Here is a 10338-nt window from a genome sequence, read left to right on the forward strand (position 1 = left end):
GAGCGCGTTTTGCCAAGCCGCGCTCGATATTCTTCCAAGCTGAAATTCAATTTTGTGGCGACCATTTTTGGCTCCCGGAACTTCGACGGACGTTAAAAACGGGCACGGCGCCCATGGCGTGAATCTAGCAGAGTCAAATGGGCGAACTACGCGAAAAATATCCGGCAGTCGCAGGAAACCGGCGTTGATGCTGGCGCCAACGCACAGTTTTCCGGCATTATGATGGAGAATTCTCGCTCTTGGGGCGACCGAAAAAATCGCCGGCCTCGGCTGCGGACTAGCTATCTGGCCGGGAAGACAGTCAAGGCGCAAAGATGGCAAATACCGGTCTGGCATCAGCGCTTGCAAAGCTTGGCCGTCGTGATCCCGTCCGGCAGGGTAGCTTTAGTGTAGCCGTATTTGCCGACCGACGTCATCATCTCGTCCGAGCCGATGTATTCTTTCGTTGCGGAGTTGACGCACCGACCTCCGCCTGCTGGTTGGGTAGGAGGGCGAGGCCGGGATAGACGGCCACCCGGCGGTGTGAACGGTTCGGCCAGTTCGATGCTGTCATCCTTGTCGACAGATGCCTTTGTGGAGTAGGCGCCGGCCGCGGCGCGGCCGGCCTTCACGGCCTGCAGGATTTTCCGCATTGCCAGCAACCTGCATGATCTTGTCGTCGGGGATGCCAGCTTCTTTCGCGGTGTACATGCCGCCGGTGATGATGTCGAAGCGGCCGGCCTGCAGACCGGGGATGAGCGAGCCCCATTCGGTCACGACCGGCTCGACCTTGGTCGTGCCCAACTTCTTCAGAATGTCAATCGTCATCGCATTGACAAAGCCGAGCGGCTCATTATCCTCGCCAGGATAGGCCCAGGGAACCTCGTTGGAGAAGCCTATCTGGATTGGCTCCCCGTTCTTGATCTTCTCAAGCAGCGACTGCTGCCGAAGCCGAAGTGGCAGCCGATGCTATGGGCAACGCAATGCCAAGTGCAGTTATCCCCAACAAGATCGCGCGCCTCGAGGGCCTTGCGTTCACTTTAGCCATCTAGAATCTCCTTTTGTTTCGCCGCATCTTTTCGAATTTGCCGGGCATTTATTATGCGGCATTCCCCTACTCATGTAGTTGTAATTGGCCCTGACAACTTTGACTTTCCATTCCAGGTTCGTAATAGCAGTCAGGACCGGCGTATCCTTGAACGTGCCTTCGAAGAATGAGAGAGGTAGCCTTGTGGCTCATTCCGGGTAAGCCATGCGCCGAGGCACCTTTCCCAAAATCGTCTGGTGGTGCGTTTATAGGTAAGTCCGCCGTTGGTCCGCGCGTCGCCGCCGATCACTTCGGATCGTCATAACGGGTGACGTAATGGAGTTCGCGCAGGGCGGGATGACGAGGGCGATATCTTTGTACGCCTCGTGTTCGATGAAGTGCGCGGTCTCGGGCCCCGGCCTGGGTTGCCGAGGACGGCCCCCCCTCGTCCGACAGCGCCATGTCTGATGCGCTGAATCAGTTTAAGAGCTGATGGGCGTTGGTCCCGCGCGCCACCGCGACGACAGCCAAGCTCGCTTGCCCCTCGAGGGCCCGCATGAGACCTGCTGGGTTGCGGTGGCCGGAGGCCGCAAACATAAAAGTCCGGCTGAGGATTCCCTTTTGTGAGTGCGCATGCGAGTCTGGCGCATGCGCACAGGAATATTCCTTACCGTTTCTTCGATTGATCGTCAGCGTCTGGGCGCGCTGCTCAGAGATCGCAATGCGCCGCAGAAGCACGTTTGACGCGCCGAGATCATTCTGTTGAGCAGCGAAGGCGTGGGCACCGTCGAGATCACGCGGCAAATTGGTAAGTTCAAGACCTGTGCGTGGCGCTGGCAGGAGCGCTTCGCCGCGGAAGGCTTCGAGGGACTGTTGCGCGACAAGACGCGCCCTCGCGCATTGCCCACTCGGACCTGAAGTCGCCGAGCGCGTGGTGGCACTGACGTTGCAGGACCCACCTGGCGAGTCGACCCACTGGACCGCCGACATGATGGCGGCCGCGGCCGGCATCAGCGCCAGCGCGGTGCGCCGCATCTGGAAGGCGCGGGCTGCAGCCCAACCGCTGGCGCCCGTTCAAGCTCTTCAACGATCCGCAGTTCGTCGACAAACTGCGCAACGTCGTCGGCCTCTATGTCGACCCGCCAGCCCACGCCATCGTGCTGTCTGTCGACGAGAAGAGCCAGATCCAGGCACTCGACCGTACGCAGCCCGGCCTGCCCATGAAGAAGGGAAGGCTCGGCACCATGACCCACGACTATAAGCGCAATGGTACAACCACGTTGTTTGCCGCCCTCAACGTGCTCGACGGCACCGCCATCGGCAGGAACATGCAACGCCACCGCCACCAGGAGTTCATCCGCTTCCTCAACGCCATCGATGCCGAGGTGCCGGCCGGCAAGGCCGTCCACGTCGTCCTCGACAATTACGCCGCCCACAAGCATCCTAAGGTGCGTGCCTGGCTCGACCGCCATCTGCGTTTCACCTTCCACTTCACGCCAACCTCGTGCTCGTGGCTCAACGCGGTCGAGGGCTTCTTCCCAAAACTGTCGAAGCGTCGTCTCAGACGCGGCGTCTTCAACTCCGTCGTCGACCTCCAGGCGGCGATCAACCGCTTCGTTGCAGAGCACAACCAGCAACCTAAACCCTTCACTTGGACCGCCGATCCAGACAAGACCATCGCTGCCGTCAAACGCGGGCACCAAATGTTAGATTCCATCCACTAGCTCCGAGCTCCGTGAGCGGAAAACAACACTGTTCTCTTAGGGACGCTTATCGAGAACTAAATTGGCGGGTACAAGAGATTATTCCTCGTCCCACCAACACCTCACGCCGCGAGCGTGTTTTCTGTGAGTTTGATCCAGTACGATGTCCCGAACTGAATCGCCTCGTCGTTGAAATCATACGCAGCGTGGTGCAAGCCAGCACTGTCGCCGTTACCACACCAGATGAAGGCGCCCGGTCGCGCCTCCGACATGAAGGCGAAATCTTCGCCTCCTAAGACCGGCAGCGTCTCGAAGACATTGTCTTCACCGGCGATATCCTTGGCCACCTTGATCGCCATCTCGGTCTGCGATGCATGGTTGAAAACGACGCCATGGTCGCTTTCGAGATCAAGATCTATCCTTGCACCGGTTACTTGACCGATGCCGGCAACCACCTCGCGCAACCGCTTCTTTACAAGCTGACGCACCTCTGGCGTCAACGTGCGCATACTGCCTCGCAACTCTGCCGTCTCGGCCAAGACTCTATGCGTGCTGCCGGCACGGAATTCATGAAAAGTAATTCCAGCCGCTTCCAAGGGATCGACGTTCTGCGACAAAATCTGTTGTACCGCCGTAATAAGCTGCGCGCCAACCAAGATAGCATCGACGCTTCTGTGTGGCATTCCTGGATGACCCCCGCGGCCTTCTATTCTGATCTCGATGCTGTCCGTTGCCGCCATCACCGCGCCGGGTCGAATACCAAACGCACCAATCGGCAAGCCTGGAAGGGTGTGCATGCCATAAACCTGTTCAACACCGAAGCGCTCCATCAGGTCGTCCTTGAGCATCGCGACCGCCCCCATACCAATCTCTTCCGCAGGCTGGAAGATCAAGACTACAGTGCCTGCGAAGTTCCGAGTTTCGGCTAGATAGCGTGCCGCGCCCAGCAGCATCGCAGTGTGGCCGTCGTGACCGCATGCATGCATTAAGCCCTCGGTCTTAGAGGCATAGGGCAGATTGGTCTTTTCCTCGATCGGCAGCGCATCCATGTCAGCGCGCAAACCGATGACCTTTGCGTGGTCGTTGGTCGCGGCCATCTTCCCCGTGATGACACCAACGACGCCGGTCTTGCCAAGGCCGGACACGACCTGGTCGCAGTCAAACTCGCGCAGGCGTTCGGCGACGAGGGCGGAGGTGCGGTTGACGTCAAAGCCCAGTTCAGGATGTGCATGAATGTCGCGGCGCCAGGACACGATGTCAGGGAGCAAATCGGCGACCCGATTGACGATAGGCATGGGAATCTCCCTTCTTATGGTTGGTAGGAACAGGTTCGATCTATCCAGCTCGACTAATGGACTCGCATTTTCCTCGACCATCTATATAGCCGGCACCGTAGTCTTCTGGCTGTGATCGATCCTGAACTGAATTTCGCTACCGAACATAAAGTTGACGCCCAAAATTCGTGAGTACCTCACACCCTGATTCGGTCACGCGGACAGTTTCGCTCGTGCCCGCGTCGGCGAAGCCGAACACTTTCACAAGAGATGGGATATGAAATGTCATGTTAGGGCGCAGTGTGCGAGTTTCGCCGCGCTTAAAAGAAAGGATGTAACCTTCGCCCCAGTCAGGCGGAAAATTGATGCCGATGGAGTAACCGGTCCGTTTGAAGCGGCCTTCGTAGCCGCCGTCAGTGACCGTAGTCGACCATACATTCCAAACTTCCCCTAATGGCCTACCAGGCCCTATGGCGTCCAGCATCTTTTCAAGCGCCTTGCGTGACACCTCTTCCATCCGCTCCAGTTCGCGATTTGCTGGCTTAACCACGGCTAAGCGCATGAGAGCAGCGCTATAGCGCCGCACGCACCCCGATATTTCCAGAAGGACGGGGTCACCTTCGAGAACTTTTCGTCCAGCCCACGTGGCATGAGCTTGGCTAGTACGCACCCCTGAGGAGACAAACACAGGCAACCCCGGGTATTCGCTCCCCAAGATTGTTACCGTCCGCTGGATCTCTGCCGCGATGTCATTCTCGTTAGCTCCAGCATGAATCTGATCGAGGCCGACCTCCATGCCGGCCTCAGCAATACGAGCAGCATGGCGAATATACTCCAACTCCAGATCTGACTTAACAACGCGCGAAGCTTCAACCGTCAGGGATCCATCCTGGAACTTCGCGTCGCCGAGTATTTCTTTAAGTCGCTCGTAGTCGACGATCGACAGAAACCAGCTAATCTTCTCAATACCAATGACCGCATTCGAGTAGCCCATCTCCCGTATAGTGGCGGCGAGAAGCTCGATCGGTGCCTCGTGATCCATATAGCTGGTCGATCGCTCAATCCATGATAAAACCTTAACATTCGTCTCTTCGATGCCCCGCGTTATATGAATTAAATCATCAGAAATTGGGACAAGCAGAAACTGACTGCTGAAATACCCTACGGTGTGATAGCCACTCATATAATAGATATTTTCAGGCGTACTCACCACCAGCAAGTCCAATCCTCTTTCCGCCATTTCTTGACGAACAATTTTTAGCCGCCGTTGGAATTCTTCGATCGGAAATGCGAGATCTTTTTGAATAGCGGCACTATTCATACCCGGAACTTTCATTCAGCCTACCCTCACCAAAGGAACGTTGTGTTGTTTGACCGTAGCAGGGATCGGAGTCGTTCTGTCGGCGATCTCCAGCGGTCTCGCGCAGGAAATCTGCAAAACTGCGGCGGAAACGCGCAGTGTCTGATGCTGTAACATGGCAAGTTCGCGGGGTTAATTTTGCCAGGAGGGCATTGATAAAGCACACTGAAGGCGCACCGTGAATCACAGCAATCGCTGTCGTTACGAGTTTTCGGCATGTCAGCTCACTGAAATGCACGTTGCGCTTCGAGACTCACGCTGCGTCTGTGAGCCGCCCAAATATTGGTCGCCGCTCCCGATTAACGTGTGCTCGATGAATTCTCGATGAGACTGACCTTTCTTCTGTCGCCGGTCCTTGGGGCCGGTTTTGTGAAGTGTCGAGGGCGAAGCCGCGCTGATTGTAGTGGATGCAGATTCGCTTGCGACGCCTATTCAGTACCCCTCCAGTGACGCTTCACCGGACGGATACCTATTCACCATCAACCGCCCCCGACGCAGCCCGACGAGCATCAATGGGTCAGTCACAACATGCTATCACTGCTATTGTGCTATTGCTCCAGGCGACGCCGAAAGTTCTGCCTAAATTTCTCGAGAGCCCACCCGCGCAACGGTGTCGTTCTGTGGCCGCAACGCACAGCCAAACAGTGACTTCTGTAGGCCTGCGCGAGTAGCATCGCCACGGCGCTTTCAAACAACACTTTTTACAGTGTGTGCGACATTTCTAGGCGATCAAAGAAAGCGGCTGGCCAGAATTGGGGTGGCCTCTTAGCGCCGTAGGTCCAAGCGATCGCCTTGGAGGTAACCGGGATCGTTCGATCACCTCAGTAACTAAGCATTATCTGTTGATATATCTCAACAGCCTTCGCCAATTGGTCCAATTCAACAAATTCATTGTTCGTGTGGGCGCGATCAATACTTCCAGGCCCCAAAACAATGCACGAAATTCCCGCAAGTGAGAGCTGGCTGGCATCTGTTCCATATGGCACGCCAATGTATCTTCCGGTCCCGGCAACATTGGCACATGCTGCCGCTGCCACCGCTGCAATTTTGCTGGACTCGGCACTGTTCGGAGCCGGGTCTTCCAACGCGGGCAGCAATGATCTGACCTTAATGCCTTCGCGATCTCGCATCCCCTGCAGTATGTCTTCTACTTCTTGCAACGCCTGCCCGGGCCTCTCTCCTGGAACGAGTCGTCGATCAATCCAGATGCGACATGATGGAGGAACAGTCGTAAGTTCCAATCCGCCCTCAATAAGACTTACCGTTAAAGTTGGGGGGCTGACCAAAGGTTGCGTGCGCGAGGCGAGATCTTGACCGTGTTCGTTTAGCGCCAATATAACCTTTGCCATACCGGTTATGGCATTCACGCCGAGGTGAGGCTTCGAGGTATGAGCAGGGACCCCCTGCACTTCGATCTGCCAGCGGACTGAACCTTTATGAGCGACCACAAGCTCTAGCTCTGTTGGTTCACCAACCACCGCAGCCTCATACGTCGTGCCGGAGAACGCGATAGCGCGGGCTCCGATCTTCCGGTACTCTTCATCGATGCTGGCTGCAACGACAATTGTAGCGTTAGGTTGGCGGTCTCCCAGGGTAGTGAGGGCCATCAACATCGCCGAAAGCGAACCCTTTGTGTCACAACTGCCTCGACCATAAACTCGGCCATCTTTCTGCACTGCCAGAAAAGGGTTCGTGGCCCAATTGTCCGTTGGCACCGTGTCCATATGGGCGATAAAAAGAACGCGCCTGTCAGGATCTCTGCCTGGAACTGAGGTCAGGAAGTTCGAGCGGCCGTCAACAACGTGTTGGAGTTCATACTGCAGGTCTCGCTCCTTGCAAAACCCCTCGAGATATTCAGCCACCCGCCTTTCTCCGCTGCCCGTCGACGATAGCGATGGGTTCACGCTCTCGATTTTTACCAGATCCTTGAGAAGCGCGACGGTATCTGCACTGAGTGATGACATAGACTTTCCTGTACATGCACCTATGGTGGTCATTACCTCGACCAACTCTTGATTAGGCCAATAACCCAGTCAACTTCGGCCTCTGTATTATAAAGATGGAGAGAAAATCTTAGCATCCCGCGGCGCTTTGAGGCGATAACTTTACTGTCGTTAAGGTAGCTGTGTAGGGCTTGAATATCGGGGTCCGGCTCCTGCTCACCGGAGAGCATAGCCAGATCACCGACAGCTATGATACTCCCTGTCTGCTTGCCGGGTGGCCCGCCACAGACAGGCAATCCCAATTCCAAGAGTCCCAAAGCCAATCGCTTTGCCAAAGATGTGACGTGATTGTCTATTGCCTCGGTTCCGATCTCCAGCAATTGCCCCATAGAGGCGTAGGCGGCGATCATGCCCGGGAAGTTGTAGTGGCCAATGTCAAAACGCGGGGCTCCAGCTCGCAGTTTGACGGCGCTGAGAATGGGAGCCGACTCCGGTGCGTTTCCGAGATCGACACTGAACCGAGCAAGATAGGCTGGATTGAGCTGATCGGCCCACTCGCGACGGCAGAAAAGAAATCCCGATCCGTAGAGGCCCATCAAGCCCTTCACGGTCGAGACCGCCAAACCATCCAAACCCAGTTGAGCAACGTCGGTGTGGAGTATCCCTACGGACTGGGTTCCATCCGCCAAAAGGAACGAGCCTCGATGCCTGCAGGCCTGCGCGATTTGCTCCGTCGCCGTCCGAAAACCAGGAACCATCGTAGCCGTCGAAAGCGCCACAACGCGTGTGCTGGAATTGAGGGCATTGATAATCTTCTCGACTGGAATTGCGCCGTTATGCGGCTCCACGACTTTCAGCTGAACATTATGTAAGGCCTTGACCTGAAGCCATGGTAAAATGTTGTTCGCATGCTCCAGTTGAGGGCACAGCACTACGCTATCTCCAGGACGCCATTTGATGGCGTTAGCGATTATGTTGATGCTCTCTGACGCGTTCTTTGTGATAGCTATTTCATCCCTGTCTGCTCCGATTAATTGGGCAAACCTGGCGCGAGTCTTTTCAACATCCTTTAACTGGCTCAGCTCATCATTTTCACCATAGAGTCTGTTGTCGAGATGCTTTTCGAAAGATGCTCTTGTGGTTCGGGAGATTAGTCCCTGATTCGCAACATCCATGTAGATGAAGTTTTGTGTTGCAGGAAATTCTTGCCGGATTGTGCTCAACGGAAGCAAGCTGCTGTTCATGGTCTTAGGGCTCGTCAAGTTGGCGGACGACTAGTGCCTGTGGACCTACGTCCGATGATACTAGTCGGATAGAAATCTGACCGGAACGTGAGTTGGAGGCAGCGCAAGTCAGAAGCCAGACGCAACCCTCGGTGGACCCTCGGCTGCACCCCATCTTACTACTGTGGCGGGAAAATTGATTTCGTCTCAAGAAATGCCGCCAACCCCTCTGGCCCTAGCTCGCGGCCAAGGCCGCTTCCTTTGACACCGCCGAATGGCGCGTCGATGTGAAGTGTGTAACGGTTAATCCCGACGACGCCGGCCTCCACCCTGCGCGCAATTGCCAGGCCTCGCTCGGGGTCGGATGTGAACACCGCTCCGCCAAGGCCGTATGCCGTGCCGTTGCATATCGCGAGCGCCTCCTCCTCGTTGTCGTACGGTATCACTGACACCACTGGCCCGAAGATCTCCTCCTGGGCGATCCGCATCGAGCTGTCGACGTCGCGGAAAACCGTCGGCTGGATGTAATAGCCGACGTCCAGGCCCTCCGGCCGGCCACCACCGGTCACGACCTTTGCCCCTTGTGTGCGTCCAGAAGCTATGTACTCCGCCACGCGATCGCGCTGTCTCTTCGCCACCAGTGGTCCTACCTGCGTCGCGGGATCGAGCGGGTGGCCCACGACGAGATCGGCCATCTTACTTGCGATCCCATCGACCACTTCATCGTAGCGCGCGCGTGGAGCAAGCACCCGAGTCAGTGCGTGACAGATTTGACCGCTGAACGGTATGCACGCGGGCGCAACCAATGGAAGAAACGTGTCGAGATCGGCATCGTCCAACAGCAGGGCCCCAGACTTACCACCAAGCTCGAGCGTGAAGCGCGCGAAGCGCTCGGCGCAGGCCAGTGCAACATGGCGACCGGCGTGCGTTGACCCGGTAAAGGACACCTTGTCGACCCCCGGATGCGACGCGAGCAGCGCTCCTGTTTCGCGCCCACCGAAGACGATATTCACAACGCCGGGGGGAATGCCTGCCTCGTCCAGGGCTTCCGCGAGCAGATACGAATCTAGTGATGCTTCCGGTGGAGGCTTGATAATTGTTATACAACCGGCGGCCAGCGCTGGTGCAAGCTTCCACGCTATCGCTCCTTGGGGGCCGTTCCACGGCACAATCAATGCGGCAACACCAACCGGTTCTCTCCGAATAATCGTGCGCAAACCATGTCCGATACGCTCGGATTCGACTTCAAGCTGATCAGCGAGTTCAGCGTAATAACGATAGTACTTCGATGTGCCGTTGCCATTCGACTGCACCGAACTTGCTAGCGGCATGCCGATCTGCGCAGTGACGATCGCACCGAGTTGCTCGGCGCGATCGTCGATTGCAGCGGCAAGCCTGCGCAAATATTTGGCTCGCTCCGATGGAGGCAACTGCGGCCAACCGGAATTTCTGAACGCCTCTCGTGCGGCGTTCACCGCGGCAGAAACGTCGTCCTTGTCGCCATCGGGTATTGTCGCAAATTTCCGCTCATCCGCCGGGTTCACGATCGGGATCCGGGCCGAAGAGTGGGCGGGCCGAAGCTTCCCGTTGACATAGATATTGACGTGCTCGCCATCCATCAGGCCGATCGTTCCGTCGGTCGTCGCTTTCATTACCGTGCCTCGTGCCACGTTGGTTGATGCTTCAACTGGGGCTAACGTCCACAACAGACGCCGCTACGCGTCGACCTCGAGTTCGGTGGTCGTTTCGGCGGGGTTTTTCTCCATACTGCTCTGCACAGCGCCGATGCTTTCGCGGACGATTGACAGACCACGACGCAGATCAGCCTC

At 56.7% G+C, this 10338-nt stretch carries 6 protein-coding genes and 1 pseudogene; 1 reads left to right on the top strand and 6 read right to left on the bottom strand.

What is annotated here, in order from left to right; translation table 11 throughout:
- Positions 1 to 549: 549 nt before the first annotated feature.
- Positions 550 to 942 (bottom strand): transporter substrate-binding domain-containing protein, encoded by a 393-nt coding sequence (locus tag AC0L16_RS32830; protein WP_473625678.1) that lies wholly within the window; start codon positions 940 to 942, stop codon positions 550 to 552.
- 712 nt (positions 943 to 1654) lie between these two features.
- Between AC0L16_RS32830 and AC0L16_RS32835 the strand changes: the two are divergent.
- Positions 1655 to 2730 (top strand): annotated as a pseudogene (locus AC0L16_RS32835) (IS630 family transposase).
- A gap of 101 nt (positions 2731 to 2831) precedes the next feature.
- On the opposite strand, the gene AC0L16_RS32840 reads toward AC0L16_RS32835, so the two are convergent.
- The 5 genes from AC0L16_RS32840 to AC0L16_RS32860 form a co-directional block, all read right to left on the bottom strand.
- Complete coding sequence (locus AC0L16_RS32840; protein ID WP_473625671.1) at positions 2832 to 4004, bottom strand: M20 aminoacylase family protein; 1173 nt, start codon at positions 4002 to 4004, stop codon at positions 2832 to 2834.
- Positions 4005 to 4140: 136 nt separating this feature from the next.
- A complete protein-coding gene (locus tag AC0L16_RS32845) occupies positions 4141 to 5319 on the bottom strand; it encodes a M24 family metallopeptidase (RefSeq protein WP_473625673.1) in 1179 nt (392 codons plus the stop codon).
- 845 nt (positions 5320 to 6164) lie between these two features.
- A complete protein-coding gene (locus tag AC0L16_RS32850; RefSeq protein ID WP_473625674.1) occupies positions 6165 to 7307 on the bottom strand; it encodes a M20 family metallopeptidase in 1143 nt (380 codons plus the stop codon).
- Positions 7308 to 7339: 32 nt separating this feature from the next.
- Positions 7340 to 8530, bottom strand: coding sequence for an aminotransferase class V-fold PLP-dependent enzyme (locus AC0L16_RS32855; protein WP_473625675.1), 1191 nt, complete (start codon positions 8528 to 8530; stop codon positions 7340 to 7342).
- A 158-nt stretch (positions 8531 to 8688) separates the two neighbouring features.
- The gene (locus AC0L16_RS32860; protein ID WP_473625677.1) at positions 8689 to 10161 is read right to left on the bottom strand and encodes an aldehyde dehydrogenase; all 1473 of its coding nucleotides are present in this window, start codon (positions 10159 to 10161) and stop codon (positions 8689 to 8691) included.
- Positions 10162 to 10338: the final 177 nt, after the last annotated feature.

The organism is Mesorhizobium sp. WSM4848, from assembly GCF_055811375.1.

What these genes read in the sequence shown, in the direction of transcription:
- AC0L16_RS32840 (WP_473625671.1), bottom strand. Translation starts at nt 4,004, where the DNA reads ATGCCTATCGTCAATCGGGTCGCCGATTTGCTCCCTGACATCGTGTCC.
- AC0L16_RS32845 (WP_473625673.1), bottom strand. Translation starts at nt 5,319, where the DNA reads ATGAAAGTTCCGGGTATGAATAGTGCCGCTATTCAAAAAGATCTCGCA.
- AC0L16_RS32850 (WP_473625674.1), bottom strand. Translation starts at nt 7,307, where the DNA reads ATGTCATCACTCAGTGCAGATACCGTCGCGCTTCTCAAGGATCTGGTA.
- AC0L16_RS32855 (WP_473625675.1), bottom strand. Translation starts at nt 8,530, where the DNA reads ATGAACAGCAGCTTGCTTCCGTTGAGCACAATCCGGCAAGAATTTCCT.
- AC0L16_RS32860 (WP_473625677.1), bottom strand. Translation starts at nt 10,161, where the DNA reads ATGAAAGCGACGACCGACGGAACGATCGGCCTGATGGATGGCGAGCAC.